The following is a 23,311-nucleotide window of genomic DNA, read 5'->3' on the forward strand; positions in this document are numbered from 1 at the left end:
ATTGAAACGGGAATTCTGATAGATCTGATTAATCCGGCAGGCACGCGCGTGCCCGGCAGACAACAGGGTTAGGAGAATATGAAGCCGGAACAGGCGGCCGCTGGAAATGCTGGCAAAGCGGCCGGTAGAATTCAGTCGAGGAACCCGGTCGCGAGCGCCGTTGCCCATTCGGCGCGGCCGCGTTCGGCCGCGAGGAGCGACGCCGCCATGTGATCGTAGCCGACACAGCGGAAGGTGACGTTCCAGTCGCCGGATGCCATCTCGACGATGGCGTAGCGGGCATCCGGCGAACCGGTTTCGACCTTGTGCGCGACTGGCCGGTCGTCGCCATAGGCCGGGCATCCGACACTGCCCGGATTGACCAGGAGCCGCCCGCCCGAAAGCCGCAGGGCACGTTGAACATGCGTGTGGCCGCAGAGGATTACGGGGTGCTCGATGTCGTCGGCAAAGCGCTCGATCTCCGCGCGCCGCGCCATGTGAACGATCCCGTCGCCCGTCAGCGTTTCCATCCAGTAGGCCTCGTCGCTAGCCGGCGTGCCATGGCAGAGAAAGAGAGCGTCCCGGTAGACAAGGGTCGCCGGCAGAGCGGCCAGCCAGTCGAGGTGGCGCTCATCGAGCTCTTCATGGGCGGAGCGGTCGGACAATCCCATGCGGGCAGGGTCGAGCGTGAGAAGATAGCGGTCGTGATTGCCGCGTATCGCAGCGGTACGGCGGCGGATCAGGATCTCCGCTGTCCGCGCGGCATTCAGCGGGCCGCTCAGATGATCGCCAAGATTGACGATCTCGTCGATGCCCTGTGCATCGATGTCGGCAAGCACGGCCTCGAGCGCGAGATCGTTGCCGTGAACATCGGAAATCACCGCGATTCTCATGCCCGGAAACCTCAGTGATCGGCGGCGGGTTTTTCCATCCATTTGATGATCAGCATGGCGGGAAGGACCCACAGCAGGCCGGTGAAGAAGAAATAAAGCAGATGCACCCACCAGGGAGACGCGCCGAGCAGCAGGGAAGCGAAGGTAACGGCCGCAAGTGCGTAGACGACGACGAGGATGATGAGCAGGACGGTACCGATCAGTTTTCGGAGGCGTACGGGCATTTTTCGATCTTTCGGTGGCGGCAGCGTTGGCACTCGGGCGGCCCGCGACGGCATGCCGCAAAGGGTTCGGCCTTGTTTTGCACGGCACTCTGGTGCAAATCAACGGCTTTGAGACCGTCCTGACCGGCAATGCCGGCATAGCGGTACCGTTTCCGCGACAGATGAGGAAGTGCCATGGCCCACGCCGAATTGGCAACAGAACAGATGCTGCTCAAAGAGATCGGCAGAACCGAGCGCAACCGCCGGCAGATCCGCGGCTGGCTTGCCGCCGTTCTCTTCGCTCTGTTTGCGCTGGTGCTCGTCGGAGGGGCTACGCGACTGACCGAATCCGGCTTGTCGATCACCGAGTGGAAACCCGTCCACGGCGTCATACCGCCGCTCTCCGCGGAGGAATGGGAGGAGGAATTCCGCCTCTACCAGCGCATTCCGCAATATGAGCAGATCAACAAAGGCATGACGGTCGACGAGTTCAAGACCATCTTCTGGTGGGAGTGGGCGCACCGGCTGCTCGCGCGCGGCATCGGCGTGATCTTCGCTCTGCCGCTCTTCTTCTTCTGGATCACGGGGCGGATAGAGCGGCGTCTGCGGCTGCCGCTTCTCGGAATCCTGGCGCTCGGCGGTTTTCAGGGATTCATCGGCTGGTGGATGGTATCCTCCGGTCTGGCGGAGCGGACCGCAGTCAGCCAGTACCGGCTTGCCACGCATCTGACCATCGCCTGTCTGATCTTTGCCGCCTGCATGTGGATTTACCGGGGGCTGTGTCCGCATTCCGACGACGCGCATCCGACGAAAAGGTCGCAAGGCATGGCGGCGGCCATCGCGATCATGAGCCTCTTCCAGATCTATCTGGGCGCGATCGTTGCGGGTCTCGATGCGGGTCTGAGCTACAACACCTGGCCGCTGATGGACGGGGCGATCGTGCCGGGCGGTCTGTTCGTGCAGCAGCCCGCCTGGATCAATCTCTTCGAAAATCCGAAGACGGTGCAGTTCGTCCACCGTCTCGGCGCCTATCTGCTGTTCGCATTGGCGCTTTGGCACATGATCGCGTCCCTCCGCGCCGCGCCGGAGACGACACATGCCCGGCGCTCGGTGCTCCTGTTCGCGTTGGTGACGGTGCAGGCGGCAATCGGCATCACGACGTTGCTACTGCAGGTACCGATCGGCTGGGGCGTGCTGCATCAGGGCGGCGCCCTCGTCGTGCTCGGCTTCGCGATCGCCCATTGGCGCGGTTTCGTCGGCACCTATCCGACAGACACGGCGATAGAAATGCGCGACTGATTTGTCTGCGATCGAACGAACGAAAACTCCGGCAGGAACGCTGCCGGGTTTCGTCTTGACGCGCCGTGTCAGGCGGACAGCATCAGGTCCATGTTCTGGACGGCGGCGCCTGAGGCGCCCTTGCCGAGATTGTCGAGCAGCGCGACCAGATTGACATGCGCTCCACCCTGGGTGCCGAAGACGAAAAGCTTCATGGCGTCGCTGCCGGCGAGCTCCGTCGCATCGATCCGGGCGAGCTTTGCGCTCTCCTCAAGCGGCACGACTTCGACGATCGACTGTCCCGCATAATGGTCGACGAGGGCCCGATGGATCGTTTCCAGCGTTGCACCGGCTGCCAGGTCCTCGAGATAAAGCGGCACCTGCACGATCATCCCCTGCGCGAACTTGCCGACGGAAGGGCTGAAGACCGGCGCGCGCTCGAGAAGCCCGTGCATCTTCATTTCCGGCACGTGCTTGTGCTTCAGCGTAAGCCCGTAGAGGAAATGCGGCGCGTCGATGTGGTCCGGATTCTTGTCGTCCTCCATCTGCGCGATCATCTGCTTGCCGCCGCCGGTATAGCCGGAAACCGCATTGACGGTGACGGGATAGCCGTCCGGCAGGATACCCGCCTGGCGCAGAGGGCGAATCAGGGCGATCGCTCCAGTCGGGTAGCAGCCGGGATTGGCGACATGGCGCGCGTCGCGGATCCGCTGGGGCTGCGCCTTGTCCATCTCGGCAAAGCCATAGGCCCAGTCGGGCGCGACGCGATGCGCCGTCGACGTATCAATGATGCGGACGCGATTGTTTCCGGCAACCATGGCAACGGCCTCCCGCGAGGCGTCGTCCGGCAGGCATAGGATGGCGATATCGGCGCTGTTCAGAAGATCCTCGCGCATCGCTGCATTGCGTCGCTCCGCTTCCGGAATGGACAGGAGTTCGAGATCCGTACGGCCGGCCATGCGCACACGGATCTGCAGGCCCGTCGTGCCGTGTTCGCCATCGATAAAGATCTTCGGTTTCATGATTTTCCTGCTCCTGCAGTCCGTTAGCGGCGTTTCCGGAATCAGTCTGGCATAGAATTGAATCAATTTCTTGGGCGCGCGCCGCCGCTTCGATCAGCCGCGCCTCTCCGCCAGCCACTCGGCACGCAGGCCCAGCATATACATGGCGATGGTCGAGCCAGCAATGGCGGTGAGGTCCGCGTGGTCGTAGGCAGGCGCCACCTCGACCACGTCGCTCCCGGCGATATGAAGCGCGCCGAGTTTGCGCAGGACCGACAGTATCTTTGCGCTTGACGGGCCGCCGGCCACGGGCGTGCCGGTGCCGGGCGCAAAGGCCGGGTCAAGGCAATCGATATCGAAGGTCAGATAGGCGGGGCGGCTGTCGACATGGCGGATAATGGTATCGGCGATCTCCTCGGCGCGCATCTCCTCGAGCTCGCCGCCGTAGACGATCCGAAGGCCGCAATCGTCCGGAGCATGCGTCCGGATGCCGATCTGGATCGAGCGTTCCACGTCGATCAGTCCCTCGCGTGCCGCGCGGCCGACGAAAGAGCCATGATCGATGCGGCCTTTCTCGTCCGGCCAGGTGTCCTGATGGGCGTCGAACTGGACGAGGGCGAGGGGCCCGTGCAGGGCTGCATGGGCCCTGAGGATCGGATAGGTGACGAAGTGGTCGCCGCCGAGCGTCAGCAGGTAGGCGCCGGACTTCAGGATTTTCGACGCCTCGCGCTCGATCGTCTGGGGAGTCTTCGAATGGTTGCCGTAGTCGAGCAGGCAATCGCCGTAATCGATCGTCGCCATGTCGGCAAATAGGTCGCGCTGGAACGGATATTGCGGATCGTTGTCGAAGATCGCCGATGCGCGTCGGATCGCCTGTGGCCCGAAGCGCGCGCCGGGGCGATTCGACGTCGCCGCATCGAACGGGATTCCCCAGACGACCGCCTCCACACCCTTGAGCTCTTTGGTGTATTTCCGCCGCATGAAGGAAAGGATGCCGGCATGCGTCGGATCGGAGGCCGCCGCCGTCAGTGATTTTGCAGTGATCGCGTGGTCGATCGACTTGTTGGCCATGCTGTTCTCCCGACAGATGGGCGGGACGTTGGCCAATCGGTCGGGGCAAGGCAAGAGCCCGGCGTCAAAAATCATGTGCACGGGGACGCTTGGATGCACATGAAAAAGGCCGGGACGAGCCCGGCCTTCGAAAGTGCAGTCTGCCAGCGATTAGCGCTTGGAGAACTGGAACGAACGACGTGCCTTGGCACGACCGTACTTCTTGCGCTCGACCACGCGGCTGTCGCGGGTGAGGAAGCCGCCGCGCTTCAGAACGGGGCGCAGGCCCGGTTCGAAATAGGTGAGGGCCTTGGAGATGCCGTGACGAACGGCACCGGCCTGGCCGGAAAGGCCGCCGCCGGCGACGGTCGCGTCGATGTCGAACTGGCCGTCACGGGCTGCTGCGACGACCGGCTGCTGCAGGATCATCTGCAGAACCGGACGGGCGAAGTAGTCCGAGAAAGGCTTGCCGTTGATGGTGATCTTGCCGGAACCGGCTTTGATCCAAACGCGGGCGACGGCGTCCTTGCGCTTGCCGGTCGCATAGGAGCGGCCCTGGGCGTCGACTTTCTTGACGTGAACCGGAGCAGCCGGTTCCGCGGTCGTGGCGATTTCCTTGAGAGCGGAAAGGTCAGCCATTATCAGGCGCTCCTTGTGTTCTTGCTGTTCAGCTTGGCGACGTCGAGGACGGCCGGCTGCTGTGCTTCATGCGGGTGGTTCGAGCCGGCGTAGACACGCAGGTTCTTCATCTGGCGACGGCCGAGCGGGCCGCGCGGAACCATGCGCTCGACGGCCTTCTCGATGACGCGCTCCGGGAAGCGACCTTCGATGATCTGGCGCGCGGTGCGCTCCTTGATGCCGCCGGGGTAACCGGTGTGCCAGTAGTACTTCTTGTCGGTGTACTTCTTGCCGGTGAGGACGGCCTTCTCTGCATTGATGACGATGACGTTGTCGCCGTCGTCGACATGCGGCGTGTAGGTGGCTTTATGCTTGCCGCGCAGGCGGTTTGCGATAAGGGAAGCGAGGCGACCGACAACGAGGCCTTCGGCGTCGATGATGATCCACTTCTTCTCCACCTCTGCAGGCTTCTGAACGAAGGTTGCCATATCTAAACTCTTTCGTTTGGACCCGGAAACGAAGCCGGGCGTTTCTTGTTGCTTGCTTTGACCTCGATGAGGGCAAAAAAGAAGGCGGCCCAGTCGGACCGCGATCTGGGGCAGCTTATAAGGAAGCTCGCCATCAAGGTCAAGGCCGACTTTCCGCACACCCTGAAAGAAGATGAAGCAAATTCAGATAGTTACAAGTGTGGTATTATTATACCACACTTCAACGGGGCGGAATCGAATAGGTCGCCGTCGCATGCGCGATCAAATCGGGACTTGCTACCGTCTTTATCGAGGCGTCGAGAACGGCCAGCCGTTTGCCGAGTTTGAGAATCCGGCAGGTACATTCGAGTGGTTCCGGTTCCGGCTTGCGCAGGAAGTTGATGTTGAGGCTGGTGGTGACGGCAAGCGCGACCGGACCGATATGTGCGATGAGCGCGATATAGGCCGACACGTCCGCCAGCGCGAAGAGCGTCGGGCCTGAGACAGTACCGCCCGGACGGATGTGGCGCTCGTTCGGGTCGAGCCGCATCGTGGCGAAGCCCGGTCCGGTCTCGGTCACCGCGAAGACCTTTCCGTCGGTGTGGACCTGCGGAAAATCGGTGTCGAGAAAGCGGTTGAGCTCCTCGACGGTCATGACCGGCTGCAGGGTCATCGCGTTCTCTCCCGTGTTACTTGCCTCGGTTGCACCCGTTACAAAACGTCCTGGAGCGCCGTGCAAGCGGGAAATTGGTCTTAGGCAGTCATAGGTCAGTCGGGAGCGCGGGGTTGAAAGAGCGGCGACGGCGGCGTACCACGACACGAACTTCGATATGGGAGAGAGCCATGGCGGACGTCGTTTCATTCAGGAAAGAAGAGTCGAACGGACCCTTGCTGCGCGAGTTCGATGGCCCGGTCCTTCGGCTTACCCTCAACAATCCCCCGGCAAATGTGCTTTCGATCGCCCTGATGGAAGCACTGCTGGCGGCGCTCGAAGAAGCGGCCGTCTCGAAGGAGATCAAGGTCGTCGTGATCGCGGCGACCGGGAAGCTCTTCTCCGCCGGCCACGATCTCAAGGAAATGACCTCGCACAGGGCCGACGCCGACGGTGGCCGGGCGTTCTTCGAGCGAACGATTCGCCTCGCAGCCGAAGTCATGCTGACGATCACCAGGCTGCCGCAGGCGGTCATCGCCGAAGTCGACGGCCTTGCGACCGCCGCCGGGTGCCAGTTGGTCGCCAGTTGCGACCTCGCGATCTGCACCGACACGTCGACCTTCTGCACCCCCGGCGTGAATATCGGTCTTTTCTGTTCTACACCGATGGTCGCCCTGACGCGCGCCGCCCATCGCAAACAGGCGATGGAGATGCTTTTGACCGGTGAGACGATCGATGCCGGGACAGCGAAGGAGTTCGGTCTCGTCAACCGCATCGTCCCACAACAATATCTGCGCCAGGTCATCGACAAATATGCGTCGATCATTGCCTCGAAGTCGCCGCAGGCGCTGAAGATCGGCAAGGAGGCTTTCTACCGTCAGACGGAAATGCCGCTTGCCGACGCCTACGACTTCGCTGTCGGCGTGATGGTCGAGAACATGCTCGCCCGCGATGCCGAGGAAGGTATCGGTGCCTTTCTCGGCAAGCGCATGCCGGAATGGAAAGAGGAATAGTGCATGTCGCCCAAAAGTGTGCAGCGGTTCTGGGATAACGACATGCAGTAGCGAGCGCGACGCGCTTTAGGTCCTGGGCCTCAGGCGAGCCTGAGGAGCAAGGCACCGAGCGCGATGATGCAGGCGGCGATGATGCGCCAGGCGCTGACGCGCTCTCCGAGGAACACGACGGAGATGACGACGGCGAACAGGATCGCCGTTTCGCGGAGGGCGGCGACGGTGGCGACCGGGGCTTTCGTCATCGCCCAGAGCGCAAGGCCATAGGAGCCGATCGATCCGGCGCCGCCGACAAGCCCGCGCCACCAGTGACGGCTCACATGCCGCGCGACCGGCTTGACGCCGCGCCGGGCGAAGGCCCAGCCGAAGAGCAGGACCGGCGGCAGCAATGCCATCCAGAGCGTGTAGGATATGGCATTGCCGGAAATGCGGGCGCCTATCCCGTCGACATAGGTATAGCTCGCGATCACGCAGGCATTGAGCAGTGCCAGAACGATGGCGTGCCTGCCGCCCTTGCGGGATTCGAAGGCGAGCGTGAGCACGCCCGCGGAGATCGTCATGATGCCGGCCATCGCGCCGCCGCTCAGTTTCTCGCCGATGACGAGGCTGCTCGTCGCCGCGACGAGAAGAGGAGCGACGCCGCGCATCAAGGGATAGACCAGCCCGATGTCGCCTGCGCGGTAAGCGGCTGCGACCAGCTGGAAATAGGCGAACTGGAAAAGTGCCGAAACCAGAATGTAGGGCACGGCCTCGGAACCGGGCATCGGGAGGAAGGGCAGGAAGGGGAGCGCCACGACCGCGCCGCCAAGCGACACCATGGCGGCGTCGAGCGATTTTTCCGTGCCGGCCTTGACGAGCGCGTTCCAGGTCGCGTGCAGCAGCGCTCCGAGAAGTACGAGCGCAATGACGTCCGGCGGCAAGATGAACCTCGGCGGGGTGATTGGGCGGGAAAGCCGGTTGTGGGCTCGCATTTGCCGAAATGCAACCGGAATTACAGATCGATCGCAACGAAACGGTGCAAATGCATGGCCGGGGAAGGTGCCTTGGTTGACTCGCGGCCGCTCCACGCCAACTATCGCTCCGCATGATAAACATGCGCGGACAACAAGCATGCACCACGATGCCTACCCGGATTATTATCTTGCCGACATCCTGCGCGAGACGAAGACCATCGCGCTCGTCGGCGCTTCGCCGAAGCCGGAGCGGCCGAGCTATCGCGTCATGGCCTTTCTTCTGCGCAAGGGATACCGCGTCATTCCGGTCAATCCCGGCCATGCGGGCGGTGCGATTCTCGACCAGCCGGTTGTAGCGCGCCTCGCGGATATAGGGGAGGCGATCGACATGGTCGACGTCTTCCGTGCGGCTTCGGCCTTGCCTGCGCTCGTCGACGAGATCCTGTCGCTGCCGGCCCTGCCCAAGGTTATCTGGGGACAACTGTCCGTCCGCGACGATGCAGCTGCGGCCAAGGCCGAGGCCGCAGGCATCAAGGTCGTCATGGACCGCTGCCCGGCAATCGAATATCCGCGACTGATCGGTTGATCGTTAATAAATGAGGGAGGAACGACGATGAAATCCGGACCCGGGTTCAGCACGCTTGCAATCCACGCCGGGGCCCAGCCGGACCCGACGACCGGCGCGCGGGCGACGCCGATCTACCAGACGACCAGCTTCGTCTTCAACGACACCGATCATGCGGCGGCACTTTTCGGCCTTCAGCAATTCGGCAATATCTATACCCGCATCATGAACCCGACCCAGGCGGTACTGGAGGAGCGGATCGCGGCGCTCGAAGGCGGGACCGCCGGCCTGGCCGTTTCCTCGGGGCATGCGGCCCAGCTGCTGGTTTTCCATACGATCATGAGGCCGGGTGACAATTTCGTTTCCGCCAGACAGCTTTACGGCGGGTCGGCAAATCAGTTCGGCCATGCCTTCAAGGCCTTCGACTGGCAGGTCCGTTGGGCCGATTCGGCGGAGCCCGAAAGCTTCGATGCGCAGATCGACGAACGCACCAAGGCGATCTTCATCGAAAGCCTCGCCAATCCGGGCGGCACCTTCGTCGATATAGCCGCGATCGCAGACGTCGCGCGGCGGCATGGACTGCCGCTCATTGTCGACAATACGATGGCGACGCCCTATCTGATGCGGCCGCTCGAACACGGCGCCGACATCGTCGTCCATTCGCTCACCAAGTTCATCGGCGGTCATGGCAATTCGATGGGCGGGATCATCGTCGACGGCGGTACGTTCGACTGGTCGAAATCCGGCAAGTATCCGCTGCTGTCGGAGCCCAGGCCGGAATATGGCGGCATCGTCCTGCACCAGGTCTTCGGCAACTTCGCCTTCGCCATCGCCGCGCGGGTACTGGGTCTGAGGGATTTCGGTCCGGCGATTTCGCCCTTCAACGCCTTCCTTATTCAGACTGGCGTCGAGACGCTGCCGCTGAGGATGCAGCGCCATTGCGACAACGCGCTGGAGGTCGCCAAATGGCTGAAGGGGCATGAGAAGGTGTCCTGGGTCCGCTATTCCGGGCTCGAAGGCGATCCGAACCACGCGCTGCAGCAGCGCTACTCGCCGAAGGGGGCGGGAGCCGTTTTCACGTTCGGGCTCGCGGGCGGATACGAGGCGGGAAAGCGCTTTGTCGAGGCACTGGAAATGTTCTCCCATCTTGCCAATATCGGCGACACGCGTTCGCTCGTGATCCACCCCGCCTCGACCACGCACCGGCAGCTCACGCCGGAGCAGCAGGTCGCCGCAGGCGCCGGACCCGACGTCATCCGGTTGTCGGTCGGCATCGAGGACGTGGCCGACATCATTGCCGATCTGGAACAGGCGCTGGGGAAGGCCTGAGAGGCACGGCAGGACGTGGAGGCTTCTTATGAGCCATATGCTGAAATTCGATCCGTCTTGCGTCGAGGCTGAGATCGGGGCGCCGGCGCCCGACAGGCTGATTTCTGGAAATCCGGAATTTCGCACCTGGAATTTCGAGGAGGCCGGCGGGCTCTATGCGGGCATATGGGAAGCCACGCCCGGCAAATGGCGGATCGTCTATGACGAGTGGGAATATTTCCACATCCTCTCCGGTCATTCGATCGTGACCGAAGAGGGCGGGGAGCCGCTTCATCTCGAAGCCGGCGACAGCCTGGTGTTGAGACCCGGCTTTAAGGGAACCTGGGAAGTCCTTGAAACGACTCGCAAGGACTACGTGATCCGCGTCTGACGCCGCTCACCAGACCACATCGAGCCGCTCCAGACCATGAAAGTGGAACGCGTCCTTGACCGGCGGCTCGTTCCTGAGCCGCATTCCGGGAAGCCGCCGGAACAGGATCGGCAGGGAAATCTGCAGCTCCAGCCGTGCCAGCGGTGCGCCGATGCAGAAATGCAGGCCGGCGCCGAACGAGACGTTGGCGCCTTCGTTGCGATCCGGCCTGAACGTATCGGGAGAGGAGAATTTGCGCGGATCGACGTTCGCCGCCCCCAGCATCAGGCCGATCTTGTCCCCCTTCCTGAGGGCGATGCCGTCCTCCAGCTCGATATCCATGAGCGCGTAGCGCTGAAAGATATGCAAGGGCGCGGCGAAGCGCAGACACTCTTCCACCGTGCGCTCCGTCGTCTTCTCGTCCGAAAAAAGCTCGGTGGGCGAGAGGCCGGACTGCAGGATCGTGTGCACGGCATTGCCGATCTGATGAACCGTCGCCTCGTGGCCCGCATTCAGAAGGAGGACCGTGGTCGAAATCAGCTCCGCATCCGACAGGCGCTCGCCGTCTTTTTCCGAGGTGATCATATGCGTGAGCAGGTCGGCGGCGGGGTTCGCCCGCTTCTCCGCTATGATTCCTTTCAGGTAGTCGGCGAACTCCGCCGATGCTTGGTTGGCGTCGAACTCCGTTTCCAGGCTGGGATTGAACACGTACATCTTCACCATGCGGTGCGACCAGTCGAGCAGACGCGGCGCCGCTTCGACCGGGATGCCGAGCATCCGCGCGATGATGGTGACCGGGATCGTCTCGGCATAGGTCTTCAACAGCTCGGTCTGACCATCCTTCTCGAAGCCGTCGATCACCGCATGCGAGAGCGTCTCGATTTCCGGCCTGAGCTGTTCGATCTGACGGGAGACGAAGGCGCGATTGACGAGCGTGCGCAGCCGCGTATGGGCCGGCGGCTCCAGTTCGAGCAGCGAGTGTTCCTCCAGCGCATCGAAAGCCTTCAGATGCGGTTTCGGTTCCGGCATGCCGAGTTCTTCCCGGGTGGCGACATGCAGGATCTGCCGGCCGAAGCGGCGGTCGCGCAATAGACTGTTCACCTGCTCGTAGCCCGCAAAGAACCACTGCTGTGGTTCCTCCCAGAAAAAGGCCGGACATTGCGCATGGAGTGCCGCGTAGGCCGGCAGCGGATTGCGGAAGAAGCGGGGGTTGCGGACGTCCAGGGAGACGCGCCGGGCGGGGCCGTCGATGGTGATACCGGGGGCGATGGACATGATATCGACTCTTCGAATGCTGCGATCGGATGGCGATCCGCATCTCTATTGCGCCATGAGGGCTGACTGCAAGTGCCTTCGGCACCGGAAGGAACAACATCGCCGCTAGCTACTTTTCCGGTAGCACCGCCCGACCTATTTGAGCATGATGCGGCAGCAAGCAGGGAGCGGCATGGCAAAGACGCAAGGCAATCTATCCGCGGGCATCATGGCAGCGATACGAAAGCGGCGGCCGACGGTCGTCAACCGTGATGCCGCCGTGAACCGCGGCGACATCGTGATCGCTTCCTATAATATCCACAAATGCGTGGGCACCGACGGGCGCTTCGACCCGTCGCGAATTGCGCAGGTCATCGCCGAGATCGGTGCGGATATCGTCGCGCTTCAGGAGGCCGACCAGAGATTCGGTGAGCGCGCGGGGCTCCTCGATCTCGAGCACCTGCGCCGTGAGGCGCATCTTGTCTCCGTTCCGATTTCGCCTTTCAGCGAGAAGGGCCACGGATGGCATGGCAACGTCCTGCTTATCCGTGAGGGTGCGGTTTCCGACGTAAGGCAGCTGAAATTGCCGGGCGTCGAGCCGCGCGGTGCCCTCGTCGTCGATCTCGACCTGAAGGCGGGTCCGTTGCGGGTGATCGCCGCCCACCTTGGCCTGCTGCGTCATTCCCGGGCGCGCCAGGCGGAATCGCTTTTGAAGGCGACGGCGGACGGCGCCGGCCGTCCGACGCTGCTGATCGGCGACCTCAACGAATGGCGCATGGGCAAACGCTCCTCGCTCAGCTTCCTCAGTCCTATATTCGACCCGTCGCATTCAGCCGTTGCCAGCTTCCCCTCGCGTTTTCCGCTGCTGCCGCTCGACCGGGTGCTCGGCAATCCGCATCATCTTGTCACCTCGGTGGCCGTGCACGACACGCCCCTGGCGCGAGTGGCTTCGGACCATCTGCCCGTCAAGGCCTCGATCGATCTCAAGGTCGTCCAGAAGGACGGCCCCGAGGGTGAGGAAGCCCGATTGGCCGATGCGGGGCAGGGATAGCGGTGTCGCACGCGCTCCACGGTGGGGGCGCGCTGGTCGCCGTCGTATATTGGTTTCCGCATGTTTCATCCTTGATCGGCTCCGGTGAAACTTGCGGCAGGGCAGCGTCTGATGTTGTCGTGGATTGCACTTTTTCTCGTAGCGCTCTGCGGGCTCTTCCTGGTCGCGGTCCTCTACGTTTACGGCTGGTTTGGTCGCAGGCCGCGGATCGAACCATCATTCGCGCTCCCCATCGGCGGAGACGAGACGGGCATCGATCGGCATCTCGGCCCGCTGCTGGGTGCCGCCCAACCCGGCGAGAGCGTGGTCGCGCTCATTTCCGATAACATCGAAGCCTTCGTTGCGCGGGCGCTTTCGGCCCGCCGGGCGGGGCGCAGCCTGGACCTGCAATACTACTACTGGAAGGACGACCTGACCGGGTTTCTGCTGACGCGCGAGATTATCCGGGCGGCCGACCGCGGCGTTCGCGTCCGCCTGCTGCTCGATGATATCAATGCGGGCATCCATGATCGTCTCTGCATTTCGCTCGACGCACATCCGAATGTCGACGTGCGGCTCTTCAATCCAAGCCGGGCACGAACGGACCGCTTCCGCCGCGGGTTCGAAATGGCGATACGGGCCTTCAGTGCGACGCGCCGGATGCACAACAAGCTGTGGGTTGCCGATGGCCGGCTGGCGATATCCGGTGGGCGCAATATCGGCGATGCCTATTTCGACGCGGCGGAACTGTCGAACTTCCGTGACCTCGACGTCTGGATGGCGGGGCCGGTCGTCGACCAGGCGACGGCCATGTTCGATCTCTACTGGAACAGCACGTCGGTGCTGCCGATCGCCGCGCTCAGGACGCCGCGCAAGCAGTACCTTCCGGCGCTGAGAGAGGCGCTGGACGCGCTGGCGTGCACGGCGGCCGCGCGCTTCTACCTCGAAAGGGTCGCAGACGCGGGTCCCGGCCCCTATTGGGGGAGCCGGACCCTCCATCGCAGCGCGGATATGCGCATGGCGTTCGACCCGCCGGAAAAGGCGCTGATGCAGAAGCGGCAGAACTGGCTGTTGCGCGAACTGTTCCCGCTGATCAAGGGCGCCAGGCGTGATCTGCGGATCATCTCGCCTTACTTCGTCCCCGGCGCAGCGGGGACGCGCGTGCTGGCGCTGCTCGCGGGAAAGGGCGCGAGGGTGGCGGTGCTGACGAATTCGCTCGCGGCAACCGACGTCGCGGCGGTGCATGGCGGCTACGTGAAGTATCGCAAAGGCCTGCTTGACGGCGGTGTCGAGCTTTACGAGCTCAAGGAGCGCGGCGATTTCTTCGATCGTCACCGTATGTCGCTGTTCGGAGCGCGAAACGCGAGCCTCCACACCAAGGCCTTCGTCGTCGATGGCCTCTGCGGTTATGTTGGCTCCATGAATTTCGATCCGCGTTCCGCGTCGCTCAACACCGAGATGGGCATCGTCTTCTCCGACGAGGCGCTCGCCGCCGAGCTTCAGTCCATATTCGAGGAGGAAACGGCGCCGGAGCGAAGCTATCGTCTGATGCTTAAGGACGGCCGGCCCGTGTGGCGGGACCGGACGAACGGCTCCCTGCGGCTGCTGCGGCGCGAGCCGGACGCAAGCATTCTCCGCCGGCTGATCGCCGGCGTGATCCGCTTTCTGCCGTTGGAGTCCCAGCTTTGAAAGGCGTCGGAATTTACCAGTCGTTTACCGCGCTCCTGCGAATGCCTGTGAGGAAGGCGCCCGGGGGCATGCGCGACGGCATCAAGAATTGGAAAATTGTTCTACCGCCAATCCGCCACGCCGATAAAAAGCTCTGGACCCCGGGCCCGCGACTATTCAGTTTATCGAATGTTCGCGTCTTGAAGTGAAGGGCATTGACACTCTATGTAAGGTCTGAGGCTTATCCGATGATTCCGGTCCGCGAAGGGATGCGGTCCCGATTGATGAAGGTTCGATATGAGAAATCCAGTTGATACGGCCATGGCGCTGGTGCCGATGGTTGTTGAGCAGACCAATCGCGGCGAGCGATCCTACGATATCTATTCGCGACTGCTCAAGGAGCGCATCATCTTCCTGACGGGGCCTGTCGAAGACCACATGGCGACGCTGGTCTGCGCACAGTTGCTGTTCCTCGAGGCGGAAAACCCGAAGAAGGAAGTCGCTCTCTACATCAACTCTCCGGGCGGTGTCGTGACAGCGGGCATGGCGATCTACGACACCATGCAGTTCATCAAGCCGGCGGTCTCGACGCTCTGCATCGGTCAGGCGGCGTCGATGGGCTCGCTGCTGCTTGCCGCCGGTCACAAGGACATGCGCTTCGCAACGCCCAATTCGCGGATAATGGTCCACCAGCCCTCCGGTGGGTTCCAGGGTCAGGCGTCCGACATCGAACGGCATGCACGCGACATTCTCAAGATGAAGCGCCGGTTGAACGAGGTTTACGTCAAGCATTGCGGCCGCACCTACGAAGAAGTCGAGCAGACGCTCGACCGCGATCATTTCATGAGTGCGGACGAGGCGCTCGACTGGGGTTTGATCGACAAGGTGATCACGTCGCGCGATGCGGTCGAGGGCATGGAATAGGTTCGAACACGGGCTTTTGTGTCGCCACAGATGTAATTGTGACACATTTGTAATGGCGAAGGGGCTTTATCCAAGGGGCAAAGCCGTTAATATGAATCCTTAATGCTATGTTGGAACAAGGAGCATAGCATTCGGATTTGATGGGGAGAGTCGTTGCAACCGGTGATCGGGCCTCCGCCCGGGACGGTGAGTACTCCCAAGAGCCTTGGGCGGCGCCTGGAGCCGACGTGCAAGGCGAACTGAGTGTCCGTGATATCTTTCCGAAGGTGTCCGGCGTGCTGGAAGGAAGTGGAAATGAGCAAGGTCAGCGGTAGCAACGGCGGTGACTCGAAGAATACTCTCTATTGTTCGTTTTGCGGCAAGAGCCAGCATGAAGTCCGCAAGCTGATTGCCGGACCGACCGTGTTCATCTGCGATGAATGCGTCGAACTCTGCATGGACATCATCCGCGAAGAGAACAAGACCTCGATGGTCAAGTCCCGCGACGGCGTTCCGACGCCGCAGGAGATCATCAAGGTCCTCGACGAATACGTCATCGGCCAGCAGCAGGCCAAGCGTATCCTGTCGGTCGCCGTGCATAACCACTACAAGCGCCTTGCCCATGCGGCAAAGAGCAGCGACGTGGAGCTGGCGAAGTCGAACATCATGCTGGTCGGGCCGACCGGCTGCGGCAAGACCTATCTGGCGCAGACGCTCGCTCGCATCATCGACGTTCCCTTCACGATGGCGGACGCGACGACGCTGACCGAGGCCGGCTATGTCGGTGAGGACGTCGAGAACATCATCCTCAAGCTCCTGCAGGCGGCCGATTACAACGTCGAGCGCGCCCAGCGCGGCATCGTCTACATCGATGAGGTCGACAAGATTTCCCGTAAGTCCGACAACCCGTCGATCACTCGCGACGTTTCGGGCGAGGGCGTGCAGCAGGCGCTTCTGAAGATCATGGAAGGTACCGTCGCATCGGTCCCGCCCCAGGGCGGCCGCAAGCATCCGCAGCAGGAGTTCCTGCAGGTGGATACGACGAATATCCTCTTCATCTGCGGCGGCGCTTTTGCGGGCCTCGACAAGATCATCTCCGCCCGCGGCGAGAAGACGTCGATCGGCTTCGGCGCGACGGTGCGCGCTCCGGAAGACCGGCGCGTCGGCGAGGTGCTGCGCGAGCTCGAACCGGAAGATCTGGTGAAGTTCGGCCTGATCCCGGAATTCATCGGGCGCTTGCCGGTTCTGGCGACGCTCGAGGATCTCGACGAGGATGCGCTGATCCAGATCCTGTCGGAGCCGAAGAACGCTCTGGTCAAGCAGTATCAGCGGCTTTTCGAAATGGAAGATGTCGAACTGAACTTCCACGAGGACGCGCTGCGTGAGATCGCCCGCCGTGCCATCGTCCGCAAGACCGGCGCACGCGGCCTGCGTTCGATCATGGAGAAGATCCTGCTCGACACCATGTTCGAACTGCCGACGCTGGAAGGCGTTCGCGAAGTCGTCATTTCGGACGAGGTCGTCAAGGGAACGGCGCGGCCGCTCTATATCTACTCGGAGCGTTCCGAGGAGAAGACCAACGTTTCGGCTTGAGCCTCAAGCGCAGCGCGTTCTATCGGGCGCGCTCGCCGCTCACGATTGTTTGAAGAGCCCCCGCGTGGGGGCTTTTTCATGTGACGCCGTTGCGATCGTGCCGGCGAAGCGGTCCGGAACCGGCATTTTCTAGGACGGCTCTGCAGCCGCCGTTCGGGCCCGTTCCCTCGAATGTTTCAGTTCAAAATCATGGTGATCGCACCAATCGATTGTTGCTAAAGTGCCGCAACAACGCGATGATGCGCAGATTCAATGGATGCGCATTTGCAGGTCGCGATATCCGGGCAGCTCGCAAGGTCTGCAACAGCATCCGAGCTTAAAGGTCGGGGATTATCCATGAAGGCGGGGATTGCGCCGTACCTTGAAAAGGCCTCTCTTGCACTCCACTTTCATGTACGAAATGTGACAGCCGGGAGTGCCGCAGAGGCTCCCGGAAACGGGCCCGAACATCGGGACGGAAAGGAAATGATATGACGAACAAAACGTCTCCGGCGACTGAAAGCGCGACCTATCCGGTTCTGCCGCTGCGTGACATCGTGGTCTTCCCCCACATGATCGTGCCGCTCTTCGTCGGCCGGGAGAAGTCGATTCGTGCACTCGAAGAGGTCATGGGTACCGACAAGCAGATCATGCTCGTGACCCAGATCAACGCTACGGATGACGATCCGGAACCCGCCGCCATTTACAAAGTCGGCACGATTGCAAACGTGCTGCAGCTTCTGAAGCTCCCCGACGGCACCGTGAAGGTTCTGGTCGAAGGACGGTCGCGTGCCGAGATCGAGCGCTATACGCCGCGTGACGATTTCTACGAGGCCGTCGCCCATGCGTTGCCTGAACCGGACGAGGATCCGGTCGAGATCGAGGCGCTGAGCCGTTCGGTCGTTTCCGAATTCGAAAGCTATGTGAAGCTCAACAAGAAGATTTCGCCGGAAGTCGTCGGCGTCGCGAGCCAGATCGAAGACTACTCGAAGCTCGCCGATACCGTCGCATCGCATCTGTCGATCAAGATCGTCGAAAAGCAGGAAATGCTGGAGACGACGAGCGTGAAGATGCGCCTCGAAAAGGCGCTCGGCTTCATGGAAGGCGAGATCTCGGTTCTTCAGGTCGAAAAGCGCATCCGTTCGCGCGTCAAGCGCCAGATGGAGAAGACGCAGCGCGAGTACTACCTGAATGAGCAGATGAAGGCGATTCAGAAGGAGCTCGGCGACAGCGAGGACGGCCGTGACGAAATGGCCGAACTCGAAGAGCGCATCTCCAAGACGAAGCTCTCCAAGGAAGCCCGTGAAAAGGCCGATGCGGAGCTGAAGAAGCTGCGCCAGATGAGCCCGATGTCGGCGGAAGCGACGGTCGTGCGCAACTATCTCGACTGGCTGCTGGGCCTGCCCTGGGGCAAGAAGTCGAAGATCAAGACCGATCTGAACCATGCCGAAAAGGTGCTGGATACCGATCACTTCGGTCTGGACAAGGTAAAGGAACGCATCGTCGAATATCTGGCGGTGCAGGCCCGTTCGTCCAAGATCAAGGGGCCGATCCTGTGCCTCGTCGGCCCTCCCGGCGTCGGCAAGACGTCGCTCGCCAAGTCGATCGCAAAGGCGACCGGCCGCGAATATATCCGCATGGCGCTGGGCGGCGTTCGGGACGAGGCCGAAATTCGCGGCCATCGGCGGACCTATATCGGCTCCATGCCGGGTAAGGTCGTCCAGTCGATGAAGAAGGCGAAGAAGTCCAACCCGCTCTTCCTGCTCGACGAGATCGACAAGATGGGCCAGGACTTCCGTGGCGATCCGTCTTCGGCGCTTCTGGAGGTGCTCGATCCGGAACAGAACTCGACGTTCATGGATCACTACCTGGAGGTGGAATACGACCTCTCCAACGTGATGTTCATCACCACGGCGAACACGCTCAACATTCCGCCGCCGCTGATGGACCGCATGGAAGTCATCCGCATTGCCGGCTATACCGAAGACGAAAAGCGGGAGATTGCTAAGCGGCACCTGCTGCCGAAGGCGATCCGCGACCATGCGCTCCAGACGAACGAGTTCTCCGTCACGGATGGCGCTCTTATGGCGGTCATCCAGAACTACACGCGAGAAGCGGGCGTCCGCAACTTCGAGCGCGAGCTGATGAAGCTGGCGCGCAAGGCGGTGACGGAGATCCTCAAGGGCAAGACCAAGAAGGTCGAAGTGACGGCCGAGAACATCCACGACTATCTCGGTGTGCCGCGCTTCCGCCACGGCGAAGCCGAGCGTGACGATCAGGTCGGGGTGGTCACCGGTCTTGCCTGGACTGAGGTCGGCGGCGAACTGCTGACGATCGAAGGCGTGATGATGCCCGGCAAGGGCCGCATGACGGTTACCGGCAACCTGCGTGACGTGATGAAGGAATCCATTTCGGCGGCGGCATCCTATGTCCGCTCGCGCGCGATCGATTTCGGCATCGAGCCGCCGCTGTTCGACAAGCGCGACATTCACGTCCACGTGCCGGAGGGCGCGACCCCGAAGGACGGCCCGTCGGCCGGTGTCGCCATGGCGACGGCGATCGTGTCGGTGATGACCGGTATCCCCATCTCCAAGGACGTGGCGATGACCGGTGAAATCACCCTGCGTGGACGCGTGCTGCCGATCGGCGGTTTGAAGGAGAAGTTGCTGGCGGCTCTGCGTGGCGGCATCAAGAAGGTGCTGATCCCCGAGGAGAACGCCAAGGACCTCGCCGACATCCCAGACAACGTCAAGAACAGCCTCGAAATCATCCCCGTTTCGCGGATGGGCGAGGTGATCGAGCACGCGTTGCTGCGGCTTCCGGAGCCCATCGAATGGGACCCGGCAAGCCAGCCGGCCGCCCTGCCGTCCGTTGATTCGCAGGACGAAGCGGGCACTTCGATTGCCCACTGAGGCAGTGCAGATAGGGTGACAAGTGTGTCCCGCTTGCGCCCTTCGGCCAGAAAAACAAGGAAGACCGGCGTTCTGCCGGTCTTTTTTGTTGTAAAAGCACGCTGCAACCCTTGCATTCCAAGGGATTAGGCGCAATTGGGAATGGCAAGACGTGGGCATTGCTTTCGCAGCCCCGCCTTAAGAAGACAGTCGTTTCGAACCAGCATGAAAGGGGTGGAAACATGAACAAAAATGAGCTCGTGGCTGCCGTAGCCGACAAGGCCGGACTCTCGAAGGCAGATGCGTCTTCTGCCGTTGATGCAGTTTTTGAGACCATTCAGGGCGAACTGAAGAACGGCGGCGACATCCGCCTCGTCGGATTCGGCAATTTCTCCGTATCGCGCCGCGAAGCCAGCAAGGGCCGCAACCCGTCGACGGGTGCGGAAGTTGACATCCCGGCACGCAACGTGCCGAAGTTCACGGCCGGCAAGGGCCTCAAGGACGCCGTCAACTAATTTACCGATGGAGCGGCGGGTGCCTCCGTCCGCTACTGGTTCATGTTCCATCTGTCGCGATACCGCCCAGGCGGCATTCGGCAGGTTGATTGGGGCCCGGGTCATCCGGGCCTCTTTTCATTCCGGCTTTCCCTGTCATCCGGCTGTTACAGGACAGTTGCAAAAGCCTCCCGTCCGACGTTTTCGGACGCACGCGGTAGCGCAACGGCGTGCCGCGACAAGGAGGGACAGATGAAAGCAATTTCCATCACCACGGCATTGGCCGCGGCACTTGCCGCATCGACGGCATCGGTCGTTCAGGCCGAACAGGTATTCAATCGCATCGCATCCTTTGCGGTGGCCACGAATTTGCCCGAGGGAGCCGAGCGGAACGCCCCGACATCGGCCGAAATCATCACCGCAAGCGAAGACGGCAATACGCTGATCTATTCCGACAGTCCCGGCAAACGCATTGGTTTCATCGACATCACCGACGCCAGGGCGCCTGAGGCAGGCGGTATCGTCTCGTTCGACGGGGAGCCGACTTCGGTTGCGGTAGCCGGTGCCAAAGCGCTCGTTGCCGTCAACACGAGCGAAAGCTTTACCAATCCGTCCGGCGTGCTCGCCGTGGTCGACATTGCCGGCAGGGAGGTGGATGCCACCTGCGATCTCGGTGGCCAGCCGGACTCGGTGGCCGTGAACAAGGATCGGACGCTTGCCGCAATCGCGATCGAGAACGAGCGCGACGAGGACGTCAATGACGGGCAGATCCCTCAGATGCCTGCAGGAGATCTCGTGATCCTGTCGCTGAAGGACGGGGCGGCCGATTGCGCGACCATCAGGCATGTGACGCTGACCGGTCTCGCCGAGGTCGCCGGCGACGATCCCGAGCCGGAATTCGTAGCCTTCAACGGCAGGGACGAGATTGCGCTCACCCTCCAGGAGAACAACCACATCGTCATCATCGACGGTAAGTCCGCAACCGTGAAGACGCATTTCCCTGCGGGCACGGTCGAGCTCCAAGGTATTGACACAAAGCGCGACGGCTCCATCGCCTTTACCGGCGAGCAGGCGGGCCGCAAGCGCGAGCCCGATGCGATCAAGTGGCTCGACGACGATCGCCTGGTCGTCGCCAATGAGGGCGATTATGAGGGCGGGAGCCGCGGCTTCACGATCTTCGACACGACCGGGAAGGTCCTCTACGAGTCGGGAGCAGGCTTCGAACACGCTATCGCGTCGATCGGCCACTATCCGGAAAAGCGTTCTTCGGCGAAGGGCGTCGAGCCGGAAGGGCTGGAAATGGAGCAATTCGGCGAAGACAAGCTTTTCTTCGTTCTTTCCGAACGGGCCTCGATCGTCGGCGTCTACAAGGATACGGGCGGCGAACCGGAGCTCGTGCAGCTTCTGCCCTCCGGCGTTTCCCCCGAGGGCGCTGTCGCCATCCCCGGGCGCAACCTGTTTGCGACCGCCAACGAGGTCGATCTCGTCGAAGACGGCGGGGCGCGGGCGCATGTCATGATCTACGAGCGCGGGGAAGGGGAGGCTGCCTATCCGCAGATCCGTTCCGTGGAGAAGGACGGGCTACCCATCGGCTTCGGGGCGCTTTCCGGCCTTGCCGCTGCCGACAAGCCCGGCTTCCTGCATGCGGTCAATGATTCAGTCTATTCGTCGCAGCCGACCATCTTCACGATCGACGCTACGCAGAAGCCCGCTTTGATCACGGAAGCCCTGCCGGTCACCCGTGACGGCGCTCCCGCCCAGAAGCTCGACGTCGAAGGCATCGCCAATGACGGCGAAGGCGGCTTCTGGCTCGCTTCGGAAGGCAACTCCGACAAGCTCTACAGCCATGCGCTGCTGCATGTGAACAGGAAGGGCGAGATCAAGCAGGAGATCGCACTACCGGAGGAGTTGCGCGCCAGCGAGATCCGCTACGGCTTCGAAGGCATAGCGGTCGTGGGCGAAGGGGACGATCAGGTTCTCTGGATGGCTGTGCAGCGCGAATGGAAGGATGACGAGAAGGGCTTCGTCAAGCTCGTCTCCTACAAGCCGTCGAGCAAGGAATGGGGCGCCGTGCGCTATCCGCTTGAAAAGGCGGAGGAAGGCTGGGTCGGCCTGTCGGAAATTTCCGTTCATGGAGCCTACGCCTATATTCTCGAGCGTGACAATCTGGTCGGCGAAGCCGCCAAGCTCAAGAAGCTCTACCGCGTCGCGCTCGCGGACCTGAAACCCGCGGCACTCGGCGGGGCACTGCCTGTGGTGAACAAGGAAGAGGTGCGCGACCTCATTCCGGACCTGCAGTCGCTGAACGGTTATGTCGTCGACAAGGTCGAAGGCTTTGCAATCGACGCGGCCGGCAACGGTTATGTCGTCACCGACAATGACGGCGTCGACGACTCCTCCGGCGAAACGCTGTTCTTCTCCATAGGCGCGATGGACGCCATGTAAGCGTCCGATACGGAGAAAACGAAAGAGGCCGGGACATGATGTCCCGGCCTCCTGATTCTTGACACGGCGCTCAGCGCCCGACGGCAATCTCCGTGGCTTCCGCTTCTTCCTTGCGCTTGCGGATATCATCGGTTTTCTCGACGAGTTTGCTGACGATATCGTACAACTGGTCCAGTTGCTCGTCATCGAGCGCCGAAAAGATCTCTTCGATGAGCTGTTTGCGCGGATGTTCTGCAGCCTGAAGAACGGCCCGGCCGGTCTCTGTTATGGAGACGATCTTTGCGCGGCGATCCTCGGGGTCGGGTTTTCTCATGACCAGACGGTCGCGTTCCAGTCCGTCGATCGCCTCGGTCACTGTTCGCGGAGCGAAATTCAGCGCACAGGCTATGTCGGTAGACCGACAGGGTCCGAGCTTGCTCAGGAAGAACAGGAACTTGCTCCTGGCAAGCGATACGCCTTCCTCCGTCATGGACTCGTTCACCAGACGATGAACGCGATGGTAGAGCTCGAACAGCTTATCGGAAACCTCGAATGTCTTCTTCATGACCTTATGAGTTATTATGAGGGGCCATGTGAAATGGCAGTGACATTATTGATAGTCACAATTGCCGCATTTGTCGACCAAAACCACCTAAAACTTGGGAATGACCGGCGGCGACAAGAAACGCGCCCTGGTCGCGATGCCGTTGTTTGCGAAGCGAAGAGTT

Annotated in this window: 22 protein-coding genes; 12 read left to right on the forward strand and 10 right to left on the reverse strand. The window is 61.9% G+C overall.

Features of this window, described 5'->3' with window-relative positions; translation table 11 throughout:
• Window positions 1-131: 131 nt before the first annotated feature.
• The gene (locus ACTJKL_RS26570; protein WP_440854212.1) at window positions 132-872 is read right to left on the reverse strand and encodes a metallophosphoesterase family protein; all 741 of its coding nucleotides are present in this window, start codon (window positions 870-872) and stop codon (window positions 132-134) included.
• Window positions 873-883: 11 nt separating this feature from the next.
• Window positions 884-1,096, reverse strand: a complete 213-nt coding sequence (locus tag ACTJKL_RS26575) for a DUF2842 domain-containing protein (RefSeq protein ID WP_003529239.1) — start codon at window positions 1,094-1,096, stop codon at window positions 884-886.
• A gap of 174 nt (window positions 1,097-1,270) precedes the next feature.
• Between ACTJKL_RS26575 and ACTJKL_RS26580 the strand changes: the two genes are divergently transcribed.
• Window positions 1,271-2,374: a COX15/CtaA family protein gene (locus tag ACTJKL_RS26580; RefSeq protein ID WP_440854213.1), complete on the forward strand. Its 1,104-nt coding sequence runs from the start codon at window positions 1,271-1,273 to the stop codon at window positions 2,372-2,374.
• 68 nt (window positions 2,375-2,442) lie between these two features.
• On the opposite strand, the gene argC is transcribed toward ACTJKL_RS26580, so the two are convergent.
• The 5 genes from argC to ACTJKL_RS26605 form a co-directional block, all read right to left on the reverse strand.
• Complete coding sequence (gene argC, locus ACTJKL_RS26585) at window positions 2,443-3,375, reverse strand: N-acetyl-gamma-glutamyl-phosphate reductase (protein WP_440854214.1); 933 nt, start codon at window positions 3,373-3,375, stop codon at window positions 2,443-2,445.
• Between the two features lie 93 nt (window positions 3,376-3,468).
• The gene (gene speB / locus ACTJKL_RS26590) at window positions 3,469-4,425 is read right to left on the reverse strand and encodes an agmatinase (protein ID WP_440854215.1); all 957 of its coding nucleotides are present in this window, start codon (window positions 4,423-4,425) and stop codon (window positions 3,469-3,471) included.
• Window positions 4,426-4,575: 150 nt separating this feature from the next.
• The gene (gene rpsI, locus ACTJKL_RS26595) at window positions 4,576-5,043 is read right to left on the reverse strand and encodes a 30S ribosomal protein S9 (RefSeq protein WP_003529231.1); all 468 of its coding nucleotides are present in this window, start codon (window positions 5,041-5,043) and stop codon (window positions 4,576-4,578) included.
• A 2-nt stretch (window positions 5,044-5,045) separates the two neighbouring features.
• Window positions 5,046-5,510: a 50S ribosomal protein L13 gene (rplM, locus tag ACTJKL_RS26600; RefSeq protein ID WP_018094825.1), complete on the reverse strand. Its 465-nt coding sequence runs from the start codon at window positions 5,508-5,510 to the stop codon at window positions 5,046-5,048.
• A 220-nt stretch (window positions 5,511-5,730) separates the two neighbouring features.
• The gene (locus ACTJKL_RS26605; RefSeq protein ID WP_018094826.1) at window positions 5,731-6,162 is read right to left on the reverse strand and encodes a PaaI family thioesterase; all 432 of its coding nucleotides are present in this window, start codon (window positions 6,160-6,162) and stop codon (window positions 5,731-5,733) included.
• A 170-nt stretch (window positions 6,163-6,332) separates the two neighbouring features.
• On the opposite strand from ACTJKL_RS26605, the gene ACTJKL_RS26610 reads away from it, so the two are divergent.
• Entirely contained in the window at window positions 6,333-7,154 is an 822-nt protein-coding gene (locus ACTJKL_RS26610) for an enoyl-CoA hydratase (RefSeq protein WP_275596468.1), read from the forward strand.
• An 80-nt stretch (window positions 7,155-7,234) separates the two neighbouring features.
• Here ACTJKL_RS26610 and ACTJKL_RS26615 read toward each other — a convergent pair whose 3' ends face one another.
• Window positions 7,235-8,071: an EamA family transporter gene (locus ACTJKL_RS26615; RefSeq protein ID WP_018094828.1), complete on the reverse strand. Its 837-nt coding sequence runs from the start codon at window positions 8,069-8,071 to the stop codon at window positions 7,235-7,237.
• 190 nt (window positions 8,072-8,261) lie between these two features.
• On the opposite strand from ACTJKL_RS26615, the gene ACTJKL_RS26620 reads away from it, so the two are divergent.
• Genes ACTJKL_RS26620 through ACTJKL_RS26630 form a run of 3 tightly spaced genes read left to right on the forward strand, consistent with a single transcriptional unit; the run spans window position 8,262 to window position 10,368 of the window.
• Entirely contained in the window at window positions 8,262-8,690 is a 429-nt protein-coding gene (locus ACTJKL_RS26620; protein ID WP_100672182.1) for a CoA-binding protein, read from the forward strand.
• A 27-nt stretch (window positions 8,691-8,717) separates the two neighbouring features.
• Window positions 8,718-9,998 (forward strand): O-acetylhomoserine aminocarboxypropyltransferase, encoded by a 1,281-nt coding sequence (locus ACTJKL_RS26625; protein WP_411923107.1) that lies wholly within the window; start codon window positions 8,718-8,720, stop codon window positions 9,996-9,998.
• A gap of 28 nt (window positions 9,999-10,026) precedes the next feature.
• On the forward strand, window positions 10,027-10,368 hold the full coding sequence (locus ACTJKL_RS26630) for a cupin domain-containing protein (RefSeq protein WP_440854216.1): 342 nt from the start codon (window positions 10,027-10,029) through the stop codon (window positions 10,366-10,368).
• Window positions 10,369-10,374: 6 nt separating this feature from the next.
• Here ACTJKL_RS26630 and ACTJKL_RS26635 read toward each other — a convergent pair whose 3' ends face one another.
• Window positions 10,375-11,622, reverse strand: a complete 1,248-nt coding sequence (locus tag ACTJKL_RS26635; RefSeq protein WP_440854217.1) for a cytochrome P450 — start codon at window positions 11,620-11,622, stop codon at window positions 10,375-10,377.
• 172 nt (window positions 11,623-11,794) lie between these two features.
• Between ACTJKL_RS26635 and ACTJKL_RS26640 the strand changes: the two genes are divergently transcribed.
• From ACTJKL_RS26640 to ACTJKL_RS26670, 7 genes are all read left to right on the forward strand, one after another.
• A complete protein-coding gene (locus ACTJKL_RS26640) occupies window positions 11,795-12,652 on the forward strand; it encodes an endonuclease/exonuclease/phosphatase family protein (RefSeq protein ID WP_440854218.1) in 858 nt (285 codons plus the stop codon).
• 111 nt (window positions 12,653-12,763) lie between these two features.
• Entirely contained in the window at window positions 12,764-14,320 is a 1,557-nt protein-coding gene (locus ACTJKL_RS26645; RefSeq protein ID WP_440854219.1) for a phospholipase D family protein, read from the forward strand.
• Window positions 14,321-14,596: 276 nt separating this feature from the next.
• Entirely contained in the window at window positions 14,597-15,223 is a 627-nt protein-coding gene (gene clpP / locus ACTJKL_RS26650) for an ATP-dependent Clp endopeptidase proteolytic subunit ClpP (protein WP_003531805.1), read from the forward strand.
• A 294-nt stretch (window positions 15,224-15,517) separates the two neighbouring features.
• Window positions 15,518-16,795, forward strand: coding sequence for an ATP-dependent Clp protease ATP-binding subunit ClpX (gene clpX, locus ACTJKL_RS26655; RefSeq protein WP_003531807.1), 1,278 nt, complete (start codon window positions 15,518-15,520; stop codon window positions 16,793-16,795).
• Window positions 16,796-17,265: 470 nt separating this feature from the next.
• Entirely contained in the window at window positions 17,266-19,686 is a 2,421-nt protein-coding gene (gene lon, locus ACTJKL_RS26660; RefSeq protein WP_018094835.1) for an endopeptidase La, read from the forward strand.
• Between the two features lie 221 nt (window positions 19,687-19,907).
• Entirely contained in the window at window positions 19,908-20,180 is a 273-nt protein-coding gene (gene hupB / locus ACTJKL_RS26665) for a DNA-binding protein HupB (protein ID WP_003531811.1), read from the forward strand.
• Between the two features lie 231 nt (window positions 20,181-20,411).
• Complete coding sequence (locus ACTJKL_RS26670; RefSeq protein WP_440854220.1) at window positions 20,412-22,604, forward strand: esterase-like activity of phytase family protein; 2,193 nt, start codon at window positions 20,412-20,414, stop codon at window positions 22,602-22,604.
• A 70-nt stretch (window positions 22,605-22,674) separates the two neighbouring features.
• On the opposite strand, the gene ACTJKL_RS26675 is transcribed toward ACTJKL_RS26670, so the two are convergent.
• Window positions 22,675-23,148 (reverse strand): MarR family winged helix-turn-helix transcriptional regulator, encoded by a 474-nt coding sequence (locus ACTJKL_RS26675; RefSeq protein ID WP_440854221.1) that lies wholly within the window; start codon window positions 23,146-23,148, stop codon window positions 22,675-22,677.
• Window positions 23,149-23,311: the final 163 nt, after the last annotated feature.

The sequence above is a fragment of the Sinorhizobium sp. 22678 genome, from assembly GCF_052044265.1.
Lineage (GTDB): Bacteria > Pseudomonadota > Alphaproteobacteria > Rhizobiales > Rhizobiaceae > Sinorhizobium > Sinorhizobium meliloti_A.